Annotated in this window: 17 protein-coding genes and 1 riboswitch; of the genes, 8 read left to right on the top strand and 9 right to left on the bottom strand. The window is 55.8% G+C overall.

Going from position 1 to position 19,844, the window contains the following annotated elements; genetic code table 11:
• The first annotated feature begins 58 nt into the window (after positions 1–58).
• The 7 genes from ACESSO_RS03925 (at position 59) to ACESSO_RS03895 (ending at position 7,914) form a co-directional block, all read left to right on the top strand.
• Positions 59–754 carry an MgtC/SapB family protein gene (locus ACESSO_RS03925; protein WP_373163745.1) on the top strand — a complete coding sequence of 232 codons (696 nt, stop codon included), beginning with the start codon at positions 59–61 and terminating at the stop codon, positions 752–754.
• Positions 755–1,067: 313 nt separating this feature from the next.
• Positions 1,068–1,922 (top strand): EamA family transporter, encoded by an 855-nt coding sequence (locus ACESSO_RS03920; protein WP_373163744.1) that lies wholly within the window; start codon positions 1,068–1,070, stop codon positions 1,920–1,922.
• Between the two features lie 232 nt (positions 1,923–2,154).
• Entirely contained in the window at positions 2,155–3,897 is a 1,743-nt protein-coding gene (locus ACESSO_RS03915) for an ABC transporter ATP-binding protein (RefSeq protein WP_373163742.1), read from the top strand.
• A gap of 294 nt (positions 3,898–4,191) precedes the next feature.
• A complete protein-coding gene (locus tag ACESSO_RS03910; RefSeq protein ID WP_373163741.1) occupies positions 4,192–4,896 on the top strand; it encodes a GDSL-type esterase/lipase family protein in 705 nt (234 codons plus the stop codon).
• Positions 4,893–5,366, top strand: coding sequence for a DUF4358 domain-containing protein (locus ACESSO_RS03905; protein ID WP_373163740.1), 474 nt, complete (start codon positions 4,893–4,895; stop codon positions 5,364–5,366). Before ACESSO_RS03910 ends, ACESSO_RS03905 begins: the two co-directional genes overlap by 4 nt.
• Before the next feature lie 106 nt (positions 5,367–5,472).
• Entirely contained in the window at positions 5,473–6,762 is a 1,290-nt protein-coding gene (locus tag ACESSO_RS03900; RefSeq protein WP_373163739.1) for an MBOAT family protein, read from the top strand.
• A gap of 15 nt (positions 6,763–6,777) precedes the next feature.
• Entirely contained in the window at positions 6,778–7,914 is a 1,137-nt protein-coding gene (locus ACESSO_RS03895; RefSeq protein ID WP_373163738.1) for a DHHW family protein, read from the top strand.
• A 79-nt stretch (positions 7,915–7,993) separates the two neighbouring features.
• On the opposite strand, the gene bilS is transcribed toward ACESSO_RS03895, so the two are convergent.
• The 3 genes from bilS to bilQ are packed head-to-tail and all read right to left on the bottom strand — an operon-like array spanning position 7,994 to position 9,998.
• Positions 7,994–8,476: a flavodoxin family protein BilS gene (bilS, locus tag ACESSO_RS03890; RefSeq protein WP_373163737.1), complete on the bottom strand. Its 483-nt coding sequence runs from the start codon at positions 8,474–8,476 to the stop codon at positions 7,994–7,996.
• Positions 8,473–9,585 (bottom strand): bilirubin reductase, encoded by a 1,113-nt coding sequence (gene bilR / locus ACESSO_RS03885; protein WP_373163735.1) that lies wholly within the window; start codon positions 9,583–9,585, stop codon positions 8,473–8,475. The genes bilS and bilR overlap by 4 nt, the downstream gene beginning before the upstream one ends.
• Entirely contained in the window at positions 9,570–9,998 is a 429-nt protein-coding gene (gene bilQ, locus ACESSO_RS03880; RefSeq protein WP_373163734.1) for a bilirubin utilization transcriptional regulator BilQ, read from the bottom strand. The genes bilR and bilQ overlap by 16 nt, the downstream gene beginning before the upstream one ends.
• A 147-nt stretch (positions 9,999–10,145) precedes the next feature.
• Positions 10,146–10,218, top strand: a riboswitch (Fluoride riboswitch).
• 60 nt (positions 10,219–10,278) lie between these two features.
• Between bilQ and ACESSO_RS03875 the strand changes: the two genes are divergently transcribed.
• Positions 10,279–11,481, top strand: coding sequence for a cation:proton antiporter (locus ACESSO_RS03875; protein WP_373163733.1), 1,203 nt, complete (start codon positions 10,279–10,281; stop codon positions 11,479–11,481).
• A 41-nt stretch (positions 11,482–11,522) separates the two neighbouring features.
• Here ACESSO_RS03875 and ACESSO_RS03870 read toward each other — a convergent pair whose 3' ends face one another.
• The 6 genes from ACESSO_RS03870 to ACESSO_RS03845 form a co-directional block, all read right to left on the bottom strand.
• Entirely contained in the window at positions 11,523–13,163 is a 1,641-nt protein-coding gene (locus tag ACESSO_RS03870) for a class I adenylate-forming enzyme family protein (protein ID WP_373163732.1), read from the bottom strand.
• A 13-nt stretch (positions 13,164–13,176) separates the two neighbouring features.
• Positions 13,177–14,412 (bottom strand): beta-ketoacyl-ACP synthase II, encoded by a 1,236-nt coding sequence (fabF, locus tag ACESSO_RS03865; protein WP_373163731.1) that lies wholly within the window; start codon positions 14,410–14,412, stop codon positions 13,177–13,179.
• Between the two features lie 347 nt (positions 14,413–14,759).
• The gene (locus ACESSO_RS03860; RefSeq protein WP_373163730.1) at positions 14,760–17,456 is read right to left on the bottom strand and encodes an ABC transporter permease; all 2,697 of its coding nucleotides are present in this window, start codon (positions 17,454–17,456) and stop codon (positions 14,760–14,762) included.
• A gap of 13 nt (positions 17,457–17,469) precedes the next feature.
• Positions 17,470–18,138 (bottom strand): ABC transporter ATP-binding protein, encoded by a 669-nt coding sequence (locus tag ACESSO_RS03855; protein ID WP_373163729.1) that lies wholly within the window; start codon positions 18,136–18,138, stop codon positions 17,470–17,472.
• Positions 18,139–18,246: 108 nt separating this feature from the next.
• On the bottom strand, positions 18,247–19,158 hold the full coding sequence (locus ACESSO_RS03850) for a sensor histidine kinase (RefSeq protein WP_373163728.1): 912 nt from the start codon (positions 19,156–19,158) through the stop codon (positions 18,247–18,249).
• Entirely contained in the window at positions 19,155–19,826 is a 672-nt protein-coding gene (locus ACESSO_RS03845) for a response regulator transcription factor (RefSeq protein ID WP_373163727.1), read from the bottom strand. The genes ACESSO_RS03850 and ACESSO_RS03845 overlap by 4 nt, the downstream gene beginning before the upstream one ends.
• Between the last annotated feature and the right edge of the window lie 18 nt (positions 19,827–19,844).

The raw sequence follows: 19,844 nt of genomic DNA, 5'->3' as shown, positions 1-19,844 counted from the left end.
CCAGATACTTCCTCGGCAGGACGGGAGAGACTAGCAGCACAGGGAGGTGTTCCAGTCTGTGGGACAGATTACTATTGCGGATATCGTGCTGCGCCTGCTGGGTGCAGTTGCGGTGGGCTTTTTTGTCGGGGCGCAGCGTGCGCGCACCTCGCATCCGGCAGGCATCCGCACACATATTCTGGTGGCGCTCGGATCGTGTGTGGTGATGATCACAAGCTGTATCATGTATGTGCAGACGATAGAGCTGTTTGGCACCTCGCCGTCCGATCCGGCGCGATTGGGCGCACAGGTCATCAACGGCATCGGTTTTCTGGGTGCGGGCGCAATCTTGCGTGAAGGGTTCACGGTTCGTGGGCTGACAACGGCGGCCAGCGTATGGGTGGTGGCCTGCTTGGGCCTAGCAGTCGGGATGGGGTATTACCTGCTCACTGCACTGGGAACGGTAGTGTCGTTTATTACGCTGATCGCATTCGACGGCATTCAGGACCGTATTCGCAAAAATCGCAGCACTGAGCTGGATTTCCAGATTGAATGCGAGCATATCGGAGATCTGATGGTTGAGTTGACCCACTTATCCGAGGTGCATCTTGTTTCGATGACCGATCTGGCGTTTGACCGCACCAAGCATAACACCTATGTTATCAGCTTTCACGTCAGGCTGCCTGCAAGCAGCCACGAAAAGGAGATGAACGCCTTTCAGCAGCAGGTCGCGGCGATTCCGGGGCTTATCCGTATGGAGCAGCATCGAGAGTGAATGCAAAATTCCCGGGAAAAACGTTGAAGATCGTATGTCGTAATAGGCTGTGTATCCGGCTCTCAGGTGCGATATTTGTTTCGTGCGTCTGCGCATTGCCTTGGTGTAATGCGCGGGCGTTCGTTTTTTAATACGGCACAGCGCGGCGGGATAATGGGACGTATCACATCGGTGCATGCGAAGGTAGAAGAGGCAGCTGGACGGCATCGGGCTGATTTGGCTTTCGGCGAGAACGCAAACAAAGGCGGTTTGCTATTGTATTTGGAGGACAGAGAGAACTATAATATACATGGTGTCTGGGGAGGAATGACATATGTGGATTCTCTTTGCGGTGGGTTCTGCGTTTTTTGCCGGTATTACCGCTGTCTTGGCAAAATGCGGCATTCAAAAGACCGACTCTGATGTGGCAACGGCCATTCGCACTATCGTAGTGCTTGTGTTCTCGTGGCTGATGGTGCTTTTGGTGGGCTCCGCATCACAGATTGCTGCCATTTCTGCGTATACATGGACCTTTTTGGTTTTGTCCGGTCTTGCGACTGGTGCATCCTGGCTGTGCTATTTTCGTGCGCTGCAGCTGGGGGATATCAATAAGGTCGTGCCCATTGATAAATGCAGCATTGTTTTGACCGTGCTGCTCGCATTTATCCTGCTGCGGGAGCCGATCAGCTTATGGAAGCTGATCGGGCTGCTGGCAATTACCGGTGGTACGCTGCTCATGATTCAGAAAAAAGAAAAGACAACGGAGAGCACCGGCGTTTCGTGGCTGATTTACGCGGTTTTGTCTGCGGTTTTTGCCAGTCTCACTGCGATTTTTGGTAAAATCGGTATCACGGGCGTGGAGTCCAATCTTGGAACGGCGCTGCGGACCGGCGTGGTGCTGCTGATGGCGTGGTTGGTGGTTTTCGTGAAGGGAAAACAAACGGCCGTCAGGCAGGTTCCGGGCAAAGAGTTGATTTTTATTGTCCTTTCGGGAATCGCGACCGGCGCGTCCTGGCTGTGTTACTATAAAGCCTTGCAGGACGGTCTTGCCAGCGTGGTGGTGCCGATAGATAAGCTCAGCATTCTGGTGACCATTGCGTTTTCTTATGTGGTATTTAAAGAAACGCTGTCTAAAAGAGCCGGTATCGGCCTGCTGTGCGTGGTAGTCGGGACACTGCTGATGCTGTAAGCGAAAAGTACCCATATAAAAGCTGCTTTCGAACAACGAGAGCAGCTTTTTTGCACGGTTTCATTCCAGTCGCCGGAATGCATATCCGGAAGTATGGGAGGTCCTCTCTCATTGCAGGCGAAATTTTCCACAATAAGTATTTTCAATCTTTCGCAATTGCGCTATTATGTAAATGACGATTATCCACACCATAAGAGAGGAATCGCATATTATGAGCAGGAAATCAGAAAAAATGTGGAGAAAGATTTTTGATTTGCTCCCATCGCGGCAGAAACTGGGATTCTTTTTCATTTTGCTGATATTGGGCGTTTCGGCTGTTTTAAGTCAGTTTACGCCCCTCGCCATCGGTTATCTGACCGACAGCGTTTTGGCGGGTGAGCATGTTGCGTTCTGGTCGGTTGTCCCGATTCTGATTGCGATTTTGCTGGTCAATGTCGTGAATGAGGTCATTAAAGTGATTCGCCGCCTAATTGTGGAGGATACGGCAACACAAGCGGAAAAAAATGCACGGCAAAAAGCCGCCACATCGCTGTTGCTGGCGCCGCTTTCCTACTTCCGCAGCCATATGACGGGCAATATCCACGGCAGGCTGAACCGGAGTCTGGAGGGGACAGTTAAGCTGATTAAGCTGCTTTTTATGGACTTTGCGCCCGCTGTGACCACCGGTATAGCCGCTATTGTCACGATTTTTTTACAGCTTCCCGTTCTGGTTGCCTGTCTGGTCGTCCTGGTCATTCCCATCGGTACGTTTATTGTGCTGCGGCAAATCAGCACGCAAAAAGGCATTCGTGTTGAGTTGATGGAAACTAAGGCGGATTTGGACGGAACCATGGTGGAGCTGCTGGGCGGCATTGAAACCATCCGTGCACTGGACAGTGCACAGGCCGAGAGCGCTCGCATCCAGTCCTGCTCCGAGCAGCTCCGGAAAAAGGAAATGCGGCATCATAAGGCGATGGCCTTTTATGACTGCCTGAAGTTTATCAATGAGGCCGTGTTCAGCGTGATTGTAATTGGCACCTCGGTTCTGCTGGCGTCGCAGCAGATTATCACCATCGGCACTGTGCTCACGGCATATCTGTGCTTTACCCAGCTAACCGGGCCTCTGCGCGAGCTGCACCGGATTTTGGACGAATTTTCCGAGTGCACCGTGCTGGCGGCGGACTATTTTCAGATGGTCGATATCCCACTGGACTTTTCCTATCAAGGGCAAACGGTCGCACAGGATGTTGCTTTGCCATCCAATGAAATTGAAATCCGACATGTGCACTTTGCCTATCCCGAAAAAAACGATCAGGCGATTTTGCACGATATCAGCCTGTCTATTCCGGCGGGGAAATTTATCGGCATCGCCGGACCGAGCGGCTGCGGCAAATCCACGCTCATCAAAATCATTGATAAGTTGGAGCAAGCGGACGGAGAGGTCTGCTTGGGCGGCGTCGCGTTATCACAGCTTTCCCGAAGGAACATCGCGGAGCATGTTGCTGTCGTTCCGCAGACTCCGTTCCTGATTGCGGATACGGTGTATCATAATATTTGTTATGGTATGGAGCGGGAGGTCAGTCTGGACGAGGTGAAAGAGGCTGCAAGGAGAGCGAATATCGCATCCGACATCGAGAAGATGCCGGACGGGTATCAGTTTATGCTGTCTGAGGGTGGCCGAAATCTGTCAGGCGGACAGCGGCAGAGAATCGCTTTGGCGCGTATTTTCTTACGTAAGCCCAAAATTCTGATTTTGGATGAAGCGACCTCTGCGTTGGACAATACATCGGAAAAATGGATTCAGCAGGAGATTGAAAAGCTGAAAGAGGAGTGCGGCACAACGATTTTGTCAATTGCCCACCGCCTGTCCACTCTGCAAAACTGTGATGAAATTATCGTGATGGATAAGGGGGAAATCGTAGAAAGAGGCACCTTCCGCGAATTGGAAGGCAGACCGGGTATCTTTCGGGACATGGCGTTGGGCATCCTGAAATGACAGCCGGCGAGTGTGGAAGGGATATGTGAATCGAGGGCGGCAGCCGAGTAACCGGCTGCCGCTTTTTTGCGTGTAAGCAGCGGGCAGAGCCGTAAAATGCAATGCGTTGGGAATGGAAGAATCATACGCATAAAATGGCTGTGCAGCGGTCCAAGTGGGGAAAGAAAAAACGGAAGTTTCATTCCGGTATCAGTATGACAACAATGTTGTTACCTTTGTTGTTTTGGTTCTACGTTTGTGGTATAAAATCCTTTGCCAGAAGATTCGACAAGAAATGAGCAATGAAGGGAACGGATGAAAATGAGGGCACAGTCCATGTTGGCTGGTGTTTTGGCAGTGCTTTGCCTGACTGGTTGTTCCGGCCGGATACAGGCTTCAGAGGGAACGGAATTGACCGATGCGCCGGGCGGGCAGCAGGCTGCCTATGAGGATACCGCGCTGGTTGGAAATTCATATATTGATAGTTTTTATATTTACGATGCGATGCCTAAAGCGGCATATTATTACCGCGTGGGCCTCAATGTGAACAGTGTTTTTGACCAGCCGATGCTGCAGGGGGAGGATACTGAGACCCCGATTATCGATCTGCTTGAGGGCAAGGATTTTGCAAATATCGTCTTTTTCTTTGGAGAGAACGAGCTTGGCTGGAGCAACCGCGATGCCTTTATTGAGGAATACGGCAAAGTGATTGACACGGCACGCTCTTATTGTCCGGATGCTGTTATCTATCTCTCGGCAATTCCGCCGGTGTCGGCGGAGGTGTCCGAGAAAAATGAGAACAACACCAATAACGCCTCCATTCAGACCTGCAATGCGGAGATCAAGCAAATTGCACAGGAGAATGGCGCGGTATATGTGGATGCTTTTTCTGCGCTGGAGGATGCAAACGGCTGCCTGCCCTCGGACGCAGCGGCGGACGGCATTCATCCTGCCAAGGACTATACGGAAAAATGGGCGGAACTTTTGAAAGAGAGCATTGCGGAGGCGGAACAAAAATGAAACAGCAGATGAAACGGTGTGCGGCAGCGCTCGCTGCCGCCCTTTGTGTGGCAGCGACAGGATGCGGCAAGCAGCAGGTGGAGATTAAACCGGCAGATGCCGTGCAGCAGCTGAAGGAAAGCGTGACCTTTACCGACCAGATGACCGACATGGACAGCGCGGGCACCTGTCGGTTTTACGATGTCGGTACAGATTTGGTGCAGGACAGCGCAGCCTGTGTCGGCAGCGGTGCGACCGCAGAGAGTCTGGCGGTATTCGAGGCGGCGGATACGGATGCAGCGCAACACATTGCCGATGCGTTGCAGACTTTTACAGACAGCTGGATCAAGGGCTACTCGGATTATAAGCCGGAGGAAGTGCCCAAGTTGGAAAGTGCGGTGCTCGAACAGGATGGCGTTTACGTTGTGTTTTGCGTGACAGCGGACAATGCTGCGGCTAAAACGGCCGTGCAGGATTTGCTGAATCCGTAAAGGCGGTGCGGAATTGAGCTTCGCCGGTTTGGTTTTTTTGTTTTTTTTCCTGCCCGTTGTTTTGGTGGGATATTATTGTTTTCCGCGCCGGTGGCGCAATGGTTTTTTGCTGGCGGCAAATCTGGTGTTTTACGGTTGGGGAGAGCCGTGGTTCCTGCCGGTCATTCTGTTGACGGCAGCTGTCAATTGGCTGATCGGGCGGCGCATTGCCGCCTGCGCCGAAACTGGTCTCCGGCGGCTTTGGTTGATAATGGCGCTGGTGCTCGATTTGGGCCTTCTAATCGTGTTCAAGTATGCGGGCTTTCTGCTAAATACTATCGGACTGGGATATCTGCTTTCCGGCGCGATCCCGCTGCCGCTGGGCATCTCGTTTTACACTTTTCAAGTGGTATCCTATGTCATCGACGTATATCGCAAAACCGCGCCTGCGGAGAAAAGCGCGGTTTGTTTTGCCACCTATATGACCTTCTTTCCGCAGCTGATTGCAGGGCCGATTGTGCGTTATGAGGAGCTGTGCGGACAGCTCGCAGGGCGTGAGGAAACCTGGAATAAAATTGCCAACGGCTCCTGTCTGCTGATGATCGGCCTTGGCAAAAAGATGCTGCTGGCCAATCCCATGGGACAGCTATGGGACGGTCTGCGTGCGCTGCCGGACGGCATCGGCATACTGGGAGCATGGATGGGGGCGGCTGCATTCACCATGCAGATTTACTTTGATTTTTCCGGTTATTCGGATATGGCGCGCGGACTTGGCGGTATGTTCGGGTTCGATATTCCGGTCAACTTTCGTTATCCCTATGCAGCACAGAGCATCAAGGAGTTTTGGCGGCGCTGGCATATCACACTCAGCCGTTGGTTCCGGGATTATGTGTATATCCCGCTGGGCGGCAGCCGCCGCGGGACGGCACGAACATTTGTCAATCTGTTTATTGTTTGGTCGCTGACCGGCTTGTGGCATGGAGCGGCGTGGAATTATGTGCTGTGGGGGCTTTATTATTTTGCACTGCTTTCCGCAGAGCGTCTGATAGGGGAGGCACGGCTGGCGTGCATTCCGCGCGCGCTGCGGCATGTGCTGACCATGGTGTTGATTGTACTGGGATGGGTGCTGTTTGCCATTGAGGATTTCGGGGCGCTGGCGGGTTACCTGCACGCCATGTTCTCCCTGTCCGGCGGTCTCATCAGCGCGCAGGCGGCGGTATGGGTGCTGTCCTATTTGCCGCTGTTTGCAGTGGCGGTGCTGGCCTCGCTGCCGCTGGCCGCTCGAGTGGTACAGCGCCATGAAGAGGAACGTTGGGCCCGCTGGGGTGCACCGGTTTGGTGTTTGTTACTGCTTGCCGCAAGCTGTGCGGCCCTAGTGGCGCAGAGCTATAATCCGTTTTTGTATTTTCGATTCTAAAAGGAGACAAAACGCATGCAATTTCGGCATCCCCGTGCAGTGGCGCTGCTGTTTGCCGGGGTTTTGATTGGTACGCAGGCAGCATTCTGGCTGCTGCCGCACCAGTCTTTTTCGGAAAATGAAAAACGTGTGCTGGCGCAGCCGCCCACTGTCAGTGCAGAGGGCATTGCGGACGGCAGCGTGTTTCAGGACGTAGAAAAATATCTGTCCGATCATTTCCCGGGACGGGATGAATGGGTCGGTGCAAATGCTTATCTGGAGCAGGCGGAAGGACGGGGCGCAGTGCGCAGCATCGTCAGCGGAGCGGACGGCTGGTTGTTTCCTGCCCCACTTCCAGATGACAGGCAGATATTGCAGGATAATATGCAGGCGATTACCGCATTTGCACAAGCGCAGTCCGTACCGGTTTACCTGATGGCCGTTCCCACATCGGGCGCGGTGGTGGAGGATAAACTGCCCGCATTGCATCTGGCGTACCCAGATGCGGACATGCTGGAGCAAGCGCGGCGGATTGCGGGCGACAGCCTGCACTGGCTGGATGTGATGGGGGATTTTTGCGGCGCCGAGGATGCGCAAACACTCTATTACCGTACCGATCATCATTGGACGACCGAGGGGGCCTATCGTGCCTATCGGTTATTGATGCGGGAAAAAAGAGAGTCATCCGTGATGCGCGATGCCTTTTCCGTAGAACGGGTGCCGGATTTTTACGGCACCTCCTATTCTAAAAGCGGTTTATGGCTGACCCCGCCGGATGAGATTGAGTTGTGGACAAATCCCGATCTGCGGGCAATAACCAGAGTGTATGACGGCAACAGTCAGGAACCGGTTGTGCAGGAGGGGATGCTGTTCCGGGAGTATCTCAGTGAGGCGGACAAGTATCCGGTGTTTCTGAGCGGCAACCATGCACGCATCCACATCGAGACCAACGCGGATACGGATAAGCGGCTGCTGGTTGTAAAGGATTCCTATGCCCACGCGCTGGCCCCCTTTCTTGCAGAGGAATACAGGACAATCGATCTAATCGATCTGCGGTATTTCAAACGACAGACAATTTCGGACTGGCTGAAGGAGCATCCGGCCGATGAAATTCTGTTCGTCTACGGCCTGAGCAGTCTGGCAGGGGACAAAAACCTGCAATGGCTGGCATAATAGCATATAAAAAGAAAAGCCGATGCGCAGATTATCTGCATATCGGCTTTTTTCTTATGGGGATAATGTACCGGGCGTATCAGACGAGCACTGCGTCCCGCAGATGGGACAGGTCAGCTTCGTCCGGATGGGACAACGCAGCGTCAAAGTTATCCAGCATCATCTGACGGCGGGGACTGTCCTCCATCGTCTCATAGCGGGCGCGCACGGCTGCGGGCATTTTGCCCTGACACATGTAGCTGCCGCACACAGTCACACTGTCCGGCAGGTTCTGCCGCGCAGCGGACAAAATTTTGTCAAAATAAGCCGGTGCGCCGCCGAAGCCCGCCGTACCAAACAGGAAAATCTGCTGCGTAGTCACACGCGAGAGAAATGCTGCGGTATCCGCGTCGCAGGTGCCCTTGTCCGTCCAGAAGCCCACATAGATGCGTTCGGCGTGCAGCGCTTCGTCGCTCGGCGTACCGAAGTACAGGCAGTCGCCGGCGGGCAGGGTATCGCGCAGGGTTTCGGCCAGCAGTCGGGTGTTGCCGGTCTTGCTGCTGTAAACAATTGCGTAAGTCATGCGTTGTCCTTCCTTTCATAGATGCAATGTACGCCTTGGTGGGCCATCATACCGCCGAGGCACTTTTTATTGCAGCGCACGCAGCGCCGAATTTCGTTTGCGTGGCCGGAGCAAACCTTGCGCGGCCAGTCCGGGTCTGCAATCAGCTGGCGGCTCATTGCGGCACAGTCGATACGGCCGGAGGCAAGCTGCTGCTCGACGAAGTCGGGCTGTGTCAATCCGCCGACGCCGCAGATGGGGAGCTTTGTCAGCTTGCGCACTGCGTCGCAGAACGGCAGAAAGCAGCCTTCCTCGTGGAAATACGGATGCTTTGCGGGCGGAATGGTGTCGGTCAGTTCGCCGTGGTTTGCCAGTGTGACATGAAAACTGGTCACGCCTGCCTGCTCGAGCAGCGGGACGAATACAGGCAGTTCCTCCTGCAATACGCCAGCGTTGCCATAGTGCGGATTTTCCTGCCGCACGGCCAGCTTGTAGTCGATCGGCAGATCGGGCAGGCGGCGACGCACCGCCTTGACGGCCTCAATGGCGAAACGCGCGCGATTTTCCGGACTGCCGCCATATTCGTCTGTACGGTGGTTGTATACGGTCGAGCTGAAGCTACCGCACATGCGGTCACCGTGAATCTGCACCATGTCGAAGCCCGCCTTGCGTGCGAGCACGGCGGCTTCGCCAAAGCCCTCAGTGATTTCGTGAATCTTACGAGTTGACAGATTGGTGATATACGGCCCGACCTGCTCGTTCAGCAGCGGACGCAGGTCGGCCATGCTGATACGCTTGGTCAGCACGCCCGGGACGTATTTGAGCATCGCTTTGACGTTGGAATCCGACTGGTGCAGCTGGGCGCACAGCAGGCAGCCCTCGGCGTGGACGGTTTCTGCAATGCGCTGATAGAGAGCAAAGCCCTTTTTGGTGTAGAGCGACGGGCCGAAGCCGTGCCCCAGCACCGGCACATCGCCGATAATGATCATTGCGCAGCCGCCCGCGGCGATGGCACGATAGCGAGCGATTAGTTCGTCTTCGGGCAGTCCCATTGAGGTGGGGGCGAAAATAATGCGGTTTTTTAGAGTCAGCCCGCCGTAGTTTACCGGGCTGTTTATCGTCTCGTACATAGCTTGATATTCGCTTCCTTTTCTTTGACTTTGGCGAGCAGCGTCAGCAGCTGCGCGCGTTCTTCTTCACTGAGTGACTGCAGCATATCATTGTCCCAGTCGAAAAAAACCTGATGACTGATTTCAAACGCCTGCATGCCTTTTTCACTGAGGGTCAGGCGATAGGCCCGGCCCTGCTTTTCCCGTAGGAAAAATCCATCCTCCACCAGCCGCAGTGTGCTGCGCTGACAGTAGCCCCAGTCCAGACCGAGTGCACCGGTCAGTTCGGACTGTGTGCAGCCCGGATGCCGTCCAACATAGAGCAGCGGGTACAGCAGCCCTTGACTCAGCCCGATTTGTTCGAGCACATGCGCGGTATAGGCCGAAAAGCTGCGGGATAACACTGTGGAATAGTATGCCAGGGTATTGACCATGTTGTATGTACTCCTTTCTTGACTTTGTCAAGTATAAGCCTATTACTTGATAAAGTCAAGTATAAAAACACAAATTTTCTTTTTGTTCACAAATTGTGCAGATGAAACAGAATCCAGCTTGACAGCAGCTGGGCGGCGCGGTATAATACCATCCGAGGGAATGAAGTTCTCCCGTGGCCAAGGCCAAAACCGCTGATTAGCTGATGACTTCTGCAAGTTTTTTTGCAGGGTTATCAGCTTTTTTTGTGCCTGCAAAAGGGGAAATAAGGAGGAAAATACGATGCTTACAAGTCTTGCGCTGATTTTTCTGGTGGGGATGAGTTTGGGATGGATTGTGACACGGCTGCGGCTGCCCAGTCTGCTGGGCATGCTCCTGACCGGTATTCTGCTCGGGCCGTATGTGCTTGACCTGCTCGATGTGTCTATTCTGGGGATATCGGCCGACCTGCGGCAGCTGGCGCTTATCATCATCCTGACGCGCGCGGGCCTGTCGCTCAATCTGGAGGATTTGAAAAAGGTGGGCCGTCCGGCAGTGCTGCTGTGCTTTGTCCCCGCGTGCTTTGAAATCGTGGGTATGGTGACGCTTGCGCCGCGGCTGCTCGGTATTTCGCTGCTGGATGCCGCGATTATGGGCGCGGTGGTGGCGGCGGTGTCGCCTGCCGTAATCGTACCCAAGATGCTGCGCCTGATGGAACTGGGCTTCGGTACGCGCCGCAGCATCCCGCAGATGATTCTGGCGGGTGCATCGGTGGATGATGTGTTCGTCATCGTTATGTTCACAGCGTTTACCGGTCTTGCGCAGGGCGGCACGTTTTCGCCTGCGACATTTATCCAGATTCCGGTGTCGATTGTGACCGGCATCGCGGTTGGACTGGCCGTCGGTGTGGCGTTTGGTGCAGTGTACCGTCGTATCCATGTGCGCGATTCGGTCAAGGTGGTGGTGCTGCTTAGCCTGTCGTTCCTGTTCGTCGCGCTGGAAAACGCAGTTAAGGGCATTGTGCCGTTTTCCGGTCTGCTCGCAGTGATGAGCTGCGGCATTGCAATCAACCGCCGCCGTCCCGAGCTTGCGGCGCGGCTGTCGGGCAAGTATAACCGCCTGTGGGTTGCGGCAGAGGTGCTGCTGTTCGTATTGGTCGGCGCAACAGTGGATATTGGATATGCGGCGGCAGCCGGCGCGGCGGCTGTGTTGGTTGTATTGGGGGCGCTGGTATTCCGCATGGTGGGCGTATTTGTTTGCCTGCTGCGCACGCCTCTTTCCGCCAAAGAGCGTCTGTTCTGTATGATTGCATACACGCCCAAGGCGACGGTACAGGCGGCAATCGGTTCGGTGCCGCTGACCATGGGATTGGGCTGCGGCCAGATTGTGCTGACCGTGGCGGTGCTCGCCATCCTGATTACCGCCCCGCTCGGCGCCTTTTCGATTGACCTGACCTATCGCCGGTTGCTCGGACAGGCAGAAAAACCGCAGGAAACTGCGGCCTGAATAGAAAAAGACGGCTTGAGGTGCTCTCAAGCCGTCTTTTTTTATGATTCTTGCATCTGCTGGCGCAGCTTATAGTGCATCAGCTTGCCAGTTGCCGTATGAGGCAGTTCCTTAACAATGTGGTAAACACGGGGCCACTTATAAGAGGACAGCATCGGACTGTGTACACAGTAGTCCTTAAGCTCTTCCACGGTCAGGCTGTCATCCGACGGAACAACATAGGCCGCGACAACTTCGCCGCGCAGTTTGTCCGGTACGCCGATAACTGCGCTTTCCGCGACCTTGGGGTGTTCGTTGAGTACCGCTTCAATCTGGGTGGGGTAAATGTTTTCGCCCGCGGACACAATCATGTCGTCCTTGCGGCCGGATACGGTGACAAACTCATTTTCGTCCCATACGCCCACGTCGCCCGTGTACAGCCAGCCCTTGTAGAATTTCTGGGCGGTCATCTCCGGGTTGTTGAAGTAGCAGAACGCGCTTTTGGCGGGCGAGGAAATGATGATCTCGCCCGGTGTTTTGCCGTCGTGCGGTACGAGCTCCTCCGGTTCTGCGTGGCTGCCATCCTCGCGGATGGCGACCAGCCGCACCTCATCATCCGTGCACGAACGTCCGGCAGAGCCGGCCATATCCGGCAGGTCGAATGGGCGCAGGAAGGTATTCCAGAAGGTTTCGGTTGTGCCGTAGCCGTTGAAGATGTTGGGGGTCAGAAGCTGCATGTATTTTTCACATGCGGCTTTTTCAAATGGCGCGCCCATTGTCACAATGCCACGCAGTGCGGACAGGTCGGCAGGGGTGCGCTCCTGCGTGCGGGCGAGCATCGCAATGATGGTCGGCACGCCGATAAGAAAGGAAATCTGATATTTTTCCGCATATTCCAGGCAGCGCTTGGGTGCAAAGTCGCGCAGAATCACGACCTCACCGCCCGCGTACAGCGTGGGGCACGGACCGCCCGAATGGATACCGCCGCGATGAAACCACGGGGTCATATTCATCGTGCGGTCGGTCGGACCGAGCGGGAAGTGCATCATTACGTCATGTGCAGACAGCACTTCGTTGATATTGTTAATAGGAACGCCCTTGGGACGATTGGTTGTGCCCGAGGTGTAAAGCCGTGTAGTCTCATCATAGATATGAGGCGCAAAGTCGATCGGGGGATCGGTTTCGGGCTGTCCGGCGACATAATCCGTATAGCGGGTATGATTTGCGGGCGCTGTAGCACCGCCCTTGTAATCGACCATGACGACGCGGGCGGGTTTATGCTCGCACAGCTCGAGCGCGCCACCGGAAAGCTCTCCGAATTCCGCGTCATAGATAAATGCCTTGGGGCGGCTGTCATCGATTACAAGCGCGATTTCGCCTGCGCCTTGCCGGTAGTTGACCGGGCAGGCGATGGCGCCGACCTTGTGCGCCGCCAGATAGCAGAACACAAATTCGGGCGAGTTGAGCAGCGTAAACATGACCACATCATTTTTACCTACGCCGTCCGCGCGCAGCGCATGTGCCAGACGGTTGGTTTCCGCGTTGAGCTGGGCATAGGTCCAGCGGCGGCCGGAAAGCGGGTCATGCAGCGCGGAGCGGCTGCCGAAGCGGGAGACGTTGCGCAGAAAACCGTTCAGATAGGTAAAGCGCGTTTCGAACGTCTCGCGGAACATGGTTACATCATAGGTGTACTGGTTTTGCAAAATTGGGTTCGCCTCATTTCTGGTAGTTACAAACGATAATGCTGGAGTTTTGTCCGCCGAAGCCCAGCGAATTGGACATCGCAGCGGAAATTTTGGCCGGACGGGCCGTGTTCGGCACATAGTCAAGGTCACAGTCCGGGTCGGGCGTGGTCAGATGCAGCGTCGGCGGCAGTATGCCGGTCTGGATTGCCTTGATGCAGGCAATTGCCTCGGTCAGTCCGCCTGCGCCCATCAGATGACCGGTTGCGGATTTGGTCGAGGACATCGGGGGCGCGCTTTCCCGTCCGCCGAACACGGACTTGACCGCGAGCGTCTCGGCTTTATCGCCGAGCATGGTCGAAGTGCCGTGTGCGTTGATATAGCCGATGTCAGACGGCTGCATATCGGCTTTTTTGAGCGCCAGCCGCATGCAGCGGGCTGCGCCTGCCCCGTCCGGACAGGGCGCGGTGATGTGGTGCGCGTCCGAGGTGTTGGCATAGCCCGCCAGTACGGCATGAATTTTCGCGCCGCGTGCCAGTGCATGCTCCTCGGTTTCGATCAGCAGCGCGCCTCCGCCTTCGCCGATAACAAAACCGTCCCGCTCTGCGTCGAACGGACGGCAGGCGGTTTCGGGGTCGTCGTTGCGGCGGGAGAGGGCCTTGGCCTGTGACAGGCCGGACACAACAATCGGGCACAGGATACTTTCGCCGCCGACCGCCAGCACGGCGTCCGCTTCGCCCGAACGCAGCAGCATCGCGGCGGTCATGATCGCGTCGCCGCCTGCCGAGCATGCGGTGTTAAGCGTCAGGCTGGGACCCAGGATGCCGCGCGCAATGGCTATCTGCGCGGCGGCGATGTTGCCGATGGTCATAGGCACGAAGCGCGGACCGACACGGTGGCCGGCGTCGTAAGCAGCCTGCGTCTGCGCGACGGTGGTCACGCCGTCCATGGCGGTACCCATAACAATGCCGATGCGCTCCGCTTCCGGTTCGATGGTAAGGCCGCTGTCCTCCAGCGCTTCCTGTGCAGCCACGAATGCAAACTGCATAAACGGGTCCATCGTGCGCGCGAGAGTTTTCGGCATGTGATCGACGGGGTCAAAGCCCTTCAGCTCAGCCGCGATTTGTACCGGAAGGTCGGATGCGTCAAAGCGTGTAATCCGACCAATGCCGCAATGGCCGGAAACCAGCGCCTCCCAGTAGGCGGAAACCCCGATGCCGATGGGTGTGACCGCGCCCATGCCTGTGATGACCAGTTTCTTCTCTTTCATAGTATTTCCCCATTTGATATAAGACTTCCATGCGTTTTTTCATGGCAGTTTTATACTGTCCATGGAGCAAAAAACGGTGGATACCGATGCATTATTTTTATCTATTATACCAGAAAGTAACCAAAAGTAAAAGTGCATTTCGAGCACAGATTGCACATTATGTAGTGCTGTGGCCCTCCACTGTACGTATATCCAGCAGAAATGCGGCCGAAGCTATGCACGATGGCAAAAGGTAGGGAGGGTTTGTGAGAAAATTTTGTCACATATGTAAAAATACGGGCCGGTGTGAACCGGTCCGTATTTTGTAAAGCAGAGAGGGGAGAGGAAGAGGCATTTGGAGACACCGGTTATTCCTCTGTCCGCAGGCGCTCGACGACGGTGCGATGCATCGCGCTGCGGCAGGTGATACGCGGGATGGCAAGTCCCAGCAGTGCGAACACCGGCAGAAGCAGGAGGATTGGCAGCAGTGTAAAGCGATAGGAGAAAAACCAGAACATGGATGAGCAGCCCATGCCGATGACCGGGCCGAGGGTCACGCTCAACACAAAACTGAGTATAAGCGCAAGCATGGCGTAGTACAGCCCTTCGAGCATCAGCATATGCTTGAGCTGTTTGCCCGTCATGCCGATGGCTTGCAGCACCGCAAATTCGTGCCGTCGCGTGATGATGCCAGTCAACACCGCGTTTAAGAAGTTGAGCACGCCCACCAGCCCGATAATCAGACTCAGTACGCTGCCGAGCGTCAGAAACATAGAACGGAAACCTTCAAATTCAGCCTGATAGGTCGCTTTGCTTTCATAATCAAAAAGCGGCTGCACATTTTCCGTATAGTCAGCGAGAAAGGCTTCCATGCGGTCGGTCGCCGCGTCCTCGGTGTCGAACACATAGGTCATGACCGAATTTGTCTGCGTGTCCTGTGTAAACTGTGCCGCGCCCATGACGAATTGGTCGGCGCCATAAAAACGGTAATCGAGCGAGCCTGGAATTATCACCGCCGCTGCAACCGTGTATTCTTTGTCGCGGTAGGTTTTGGCGCGCGAAGCGATGGCACGGTCGCCCATATAGACCGCGTCCAATTCGTCTGCTGGGATTACTTCACCCGTATCTTCGTAATAATATTCGAACTCCTCCACGTATCGCAGGTGCACGGTGTCGCCCACCTTCGCCCAGTGGGATTGCTCCTCTGGCTCGCCGTAATCGTCGGAGGTATAGACCGCCGCGACAGCGTTTTGGGTCGGGTCGGACAGGGCGGACAGGTCGCCGTCCAGCACAGTCAGCTTGGACAGCGGAAAATCCTCCATGCCATAAAGCTGAGCGCGGTCGGCCAGCAGGCCATCTGGCGTATGCTCCATGCCCTCGATTATCTGGTCGAGCGCGGCTTCCGTGTTCCACCGCGCCTGACTTTGGCGGTACCAGTCCTCGGTGACAAATTCCTGCACGTTGGATACCTGCCCATAGATGCGGCCGGACTCTGTGATACCGCCCTGTGCGTCAATGTCCGCAATGACGTTTTCAGGCACGGCTTCGTCGGTCGAGGAAAAGCCGGAACCGGTCTGGAAATAGGCCGCGTCACCCACGACAAAATCTACGGCGGATTTGTCCGCTAAATATTTATCCATATCAAAGCCGATAGCAAAGGTGTAGGTTATCTGCATGAGCACGACCGCGAGTGAAAGCGAAACAACCGTAATGACGGTTTTGCCGCGGCTTCGGCCGAGGTTTGCCCACGCCATACGCGGCAGGCGCGCGCCGGACGACTTGCGGGCGGCATGCTTGCCGTGGCGCGTTTTGGACAGGCGTACGCTGGCGTCGGTATAGCGCACGGCTTCAATGGGCGAAACGCGTGAAGCCATTTTGCCGGGTTTGCGGCAGGAAATGCGTACGGTAATCAGTGAAAACACCGCCGCACCGACAAAGATCAGCGGGTTGAACGATACAAAGGTTGTGGTGTATGACGTTTGCTCCATGATAATCGGTGTCAGCTTGATGCCGACCAGAAAACCGATGATCCACCCAAGCGGAATACCGAAAAGCGAAAGAATATAGGCTTGCCGCCGTATCATGCGGCGGATTTGTTTGCCGGTTGTGCCGATGGTTTTGAGAAGGCCGTAGAACCGAATGTCGTTGGTGACCGAAATCTGGAACACGTTATAGATGATGAGGTAGCCGGTGAACATGATGAGCAGCAGCATGGCGAGGATCGCAAGGACGGACATGGGATCGATTGTCGCGTCGATTTGTGCGGCGGTATAGCCCCAGTTAACGCCAATGGCAATATAATTGTCCGCCGTCGGCTCCTCGCATTGATAGCCGTGGTTTGCCAGCACCTGTTCGGCGTTTTCACGAATGTGAAACGCGCTGTCAAACATCACGTCCAGATGCCATTTTCCGGTCTGGCTCTGGGGCGCGCCGGCAGAAAGCGTACACAACGCTTCCGCCGCCGAGCGGGGGAGAATGACATTGGATGCGACCATGGCACTGTCATATTCCCACCAGCCGGAAAGGGTGAAGGTACGCTCGACATATTGCGCATCCTGTGTGTTTTCGTCGATGCCGACCGGAATCGTAAATTTCGCGCCAACCTTTGGCTCGATGCCGAGCAGGGCAAGCACACGGGTGTCGGTTGCCGCCTCATCCGTGCCTTCTCGGGGCAGACTGCCTTCCACCGGCTCGATGAAATAGTGTTTGGCTTCGTTTGCATCCATGTAGCTGATTTCAATATGGGATTTGTTGAACGGCGGCTCACTGTCAGTCATGCCGATGAACAGGCGCGTGCCGTATTCCTTGATCAGCGGGTCGTTCTTAAGCTCCAGCAGCTGCGCTTCGGTCAGATTCTTGAAGGTAGCGTGCATATCACCGCCTGCCTGTCGGAAGTTCTGCTGCTGAAAAGAGTAGTTGATGGATGCTCCAATGGTAAACAGTGAGGTAAATAATATGGTCGTCAGCGCAATGGCGATGACTGCGATGATGTTGCGGGTTCTGGCAGCCTTCAGACTCCGGTCGGACAGACGGCGGATACATTTGCGGTTGGGTACACTCAGCATATTGCGCACCTCCTTACGAATGGACGATCCTGCCGTCCTCAATGCGGACGATGCGGTGCGCGAGCTGGGCTATTTCCTCATTGTGGGTGATCATGACGATGGTCTGGCCGAATTTCTCTCCCGTCACCTTCAGGAGCGCGAGTACGTCCTGACTGGTGCGGCTGTCGAGGTTGCCGGTCGGTTCGTCGGCCAGAACAATCGCGGGTTTGGTGGCGAGCGCGCGGGCGATGGCGACGCGCTGCTGCTGTCCGCCGGAAAGCTGGCTGGGCAGGTTATTGAGCTTGCTTTCCAGTCCCAGCGTGCGGATGATGTCATCAACATAGGTGCCATCAACTGCACTGCCGTCCAGCTCGATTGGCAGCACAATGTTCTCATATACGCTGAGCACCGGCACAAGGTTGTATGCCTGAAATACAAAGCCGATTTTGCGGCGGCGGAAAATAGTCAGTTCGTCATCTTTTAAGGTAAAAATATCGCTGCCGTCGACGAATACCTTGCCGTCTGTCGGACGATCCAGCCCGCCGAGCATATGCAGCAGCGTTGATTTGCCCGAGCCGGATGTGCCGACCACCGCGACAAACTCGCCGCTTTCCACCGTTAGATTCACGCCGTCGAGTGCGTGCACCGCAGTATCGCCGGCGCCGTAGGTCTTGCGCAGGTTCTGCGTTTGTAAAACCGTCATAACCATGTTCCTTCCTGAAAAAAAGTCTGTATTGCGCCGGTATTCCGGTACAATACAGACGATAGCACAACAATCTGTCCAGAGCCTTTCCGAAATATAACAGTTTTGTCACATTTGCCGTTCTCCGCGCGGCAGGAACAGCGAAAATGTACTGCCCGCGCCCGAATGTGAGGAGACTTTGATGTAGCCGCCGTTTGCCGCGGCGATTTCGCGCGCGAGATACAGTCCAAGTCCCACGCCGGGCGCGTTTTGCGCGGTGGGCGCACGGTAAAAGCGGGCAAATACGCGGCTGGATTCCTCTTCGGTCAGGCCGATGCCGGTGTCGGTCACATCAATGCGGCAGAACAACTCGTACGGCACGACCGAAACGGTTACGCTGCCGCCTGCAGGTGTGTACTTGACCGCGTTGTCCAGCAGATTGCCCAGCGCTTCCAGCGTCCACTTTCGGTCAAAGCATGCGGTTTCATCCGCAGGCATGCCGGATAATGTGATGCCTTTTGCCGCCGCCTTGGGGGCGACTTCGCGCAGCGCATCCTGCACCAGCGCTGCAACGCTGTCCTGCTTGGGGTGGACGGCTATGACGCCGGTTTCCAGCCGTCCGGCCTTGACCAGAGACGCAATCAGAAAACGCAGTTTTTCCGCCTGCGCGGACAGTGCCTGCACGCAGTCGCGGCAGTCCTCGGGCAGGGGCTTGTCGTCCAGCAGTTCGGCATACAGCAGAATGTTGGCGATGGGCGTTTTGGTTTGATGGGATACGTCCGCAATCAGCTCCTGTATGTGCGCTTTTTGCTCTGCCAGCTGCGCCTTTGTGGTGCCGCTCGCCTCAAGATAGCGCTGCATTTTGGCCTCGACCGCAGATAAACGGCTCTCGTCAAAGTGTGTGGCGGTGAATGCGCCGTCGATTGCCTCGTCCAGCATGTGATCCAGCGTGTCCATTGTGCGGCGGACACGATACCGATCATACCCAATGACGGCTGCGGCCGCCAGTACGGCGCAAAGCGCCACGACCCACGGTATCATCTGTCCACCGCCCAGCCATAGCCCACGCCGTACACGGTTTGGATGGGGGCGTCCGTGCCCAGCTTGCGGCGCAGCCGTCCAACCGTGACCGACAGTGCATTTTCATCCACATATTCTGCGCCGTCTGTCCAAATGCGGTCGATCAGTGTATCGCGCGGCACGGTATGCCCGCAGTTGTCCACCAGCAGGCGCAGCAGCCGCTGCTCGGTTTGGGATAACTGAAGCGCGCGGCCGTTTACGGAAAAGCAAAGCGCGTCAAAATCAAACACAAATCCGTTTTGCCGGAACACAGCAGGGGATTTGGCAGGCGTGGTGCGGCGCAGTGCGGCTTCGACTCGGGCGCGCAGAACCGCTAGTGAAAAGGGTTTGGTAATGTAGTCGTCTGCGCCCAAGGTCAGGCCGGTCACGATGTCGGTTTCCAGATCGTTCGCGGTCAGCAGAATGACCGGCGGTCCGCCCGCAGCGCGCGTTTCCTCCAGCAGGGTCAGGCCCGAACCGTCCGGCAGGTTGACGTCGAACAGCGCGAGCGAAAAGGAGGTATGCTGCAGCGCCTGCCGGGCTTCTGCACAGTTTCTCGCAAGTGTGCAGACGCGCGTTCCGTCCGACAGCGCGAGCGTCAACCCGCGGCCGAGCGCCGCGTCGTCCTCGACAATCAAAATCTGGTTCACGGGGATATCACCTCTCGC

It is taken from the genome of Agathobaculum sp. Marseille-P7918, assembly GCF_964248325.1.
In the GTDB taxonomy this organism is placed as follows: Bacteria; Bacillota; Clostridia; order Oscillospirales; family Butyricicoccaceae; genus Agathobaculum.
Note: the sequence above shows the minus strand (reverse complement) of the source record. Positions and strands in the feature narration are given on the sequence as shown.

Coding starts and splice junctions, on each gene's coding strand:
- ACESSO_RS03905 (WP_373163740.1), top strand. CDS start 4,893: ATGAAACAGCAGATGAAACGGTGTGCGGCAGCGCTCGCTGCCGCCCTT.
- bilQ (WP_373163734.1), bottom strand. CDS start 9,998: ATGGTCAATACCCTGGCATACTATTCCACAGTGTTATCCCGCAGCTTT.
- ACESSO_RS03850 (WP_373163728.1), bottom strand. CDS start 19,158: ATGATACCGTGGGTCGTGGCGCTTTGCGCCGTACTGGCGGCCGCAGCC.
- ACESSO_RS03910 (WP_373163741.1), top strand. CDS start 4,192: ATGAAAATGAGGGCACAGTCCATGTTGGCTGGTGTTTTGGCAGTGCTT.
- ACESSO_RS03855 (WP_373163729.1), bottom strand. CDS start 18,138: ATGACGGTTTTACAAACGCAGAACCTGCGCAAGACCTACGGCGCCGGC.
- ACESSO_RS03895 (WP_373163738.1), top strand. CDS start 6,778: ATGCAATTTCGGCATCCCCGTGCAGTGGCGCTGCTGTTTGCCGGGGTT.
- ACESSO_RS03860 (WP_373163730.1), bottom strand. CDS start 17,456: ATGCTGAGTGTACCCAACCGCAAATGTATCCGCCGTCTGTCCGACCGG.
- ACESSO_RS03915 (WP_373163742.1), top strand. CDS start 2,155: ATGTGGAGAAAGATTTTTGATTTGCTCCCATCGCGGCAGAAACTGGGA.
- bilR (WP_373163735.1), bottom strand. CDS start 9,585: ATGTACGAGACGATAAACAGCCCGGTAAACTACGGCGGGCTGACTCTA.
- bilS (WP_373163737.1), bottom strand. CDS start 8,476: ATGACTTACGCAATTGTTTACAGCAGCAAGACCGGCAACACCCGACTG.
- ACESSO_RS03920 (WP_373163744.1), top strand. CDS start 1,068: ATGTGGATTCTCTTTGCGGTGGGTTCTGCGTTTTTTGCCGGTATTACC.
- ACESSO_RS03875 (WP_373163733.1), top strand. CDS start 10,279: ATGCTTACAAGTCTTGCGCTGATTTTTCTGGTGGGGATGAGTTTGGGA.
- fabF (WP_373163731.1), bottom strand. CDS start 14,412: ATGAAAGAGAAGAAACTGGTCATCACAGGCATGGGCGCGGTCACACCC.